The sequence below is a fragment of the Agrococcus sp. HG114 genome (genome assembly GCF_024723325.1).
In the GTDB taxonomy this organism is placed as follows: domain Bacteria; phylum Actinomycetota; class Actinomycetes; order Actinomycetales; family Microbacteriaceae; genus Agrococcus.
Genome location: NZ_JANQCH010000267.1, coordinates 1 through 611 on the forward strand (window position 1 = coordinate 1; position 611 = coordinate 611).

Annotated in this window: 1 pseudogene; it reads right to left on the minus strand. The window is 78.6% G+C overall.

What is annotated here, in order from left to right:
* Nucleotides 1-25: 25 nt before the first annotated feature.
* A pseudogene (locus NWP09_RS13160) lies at nt 26-611 on the minus strand (hypothetical protein); the annotation flags it as partial.

Genomic DNA, 611 nt, shown 5'->3' on the forward strand with positions numbered 1-611 from the left:
GTCGCCCAGCGTGCTGCGAGGGGCGCTACGGCGTCGGCGGTGCACCGGGTGACCGATCCGCCGTCCCGGCGGCGTCGCGGCGCACCTCGCGGCGGGCGATCGCGAGCCACGTGCGCGGCCCGGCGAGCCAGCCGATGAGCGCCGAGGCGGCCAGCCAGCCGAGCAGCCAGAGCGCCGCGACGAACCAGGCGCCGACGACGCCGGTCAGCAGGACGAGGAGGCCCAGCAGCCAGCTCGAGACGGTCGAGAGGACCGCTTGCAGGGCGGTGCCGAGCGCCGCGCCCCGCAGCGTCACGCGCACCGCGCTCGCGATGCCGGCCCGGCGCATCCGCCGCGCCGAGAGCCAGCAGCCGACCGCCGCCGCGGCCACTGCCGCGAGCACGACCACGAGCACGAGCGGTGCGAGCCCGGTCGCGTCGAGCGCCTCGATCCACGCGACGACGCGGAGGCCCCAGTCGACGTCGTCGAACAGGTCGATGACCGCGGCGCGGAGGACGATCGCGACGAGCGCCGCGGCGAGGAGCCCCCAGACGAGCGACGCGCCGGCGCTCACGAGCGGGAGGCCGATGCGGCCCGCGGCCCGCACCGCGGCGCGCTGCGCCGGGTCGAGC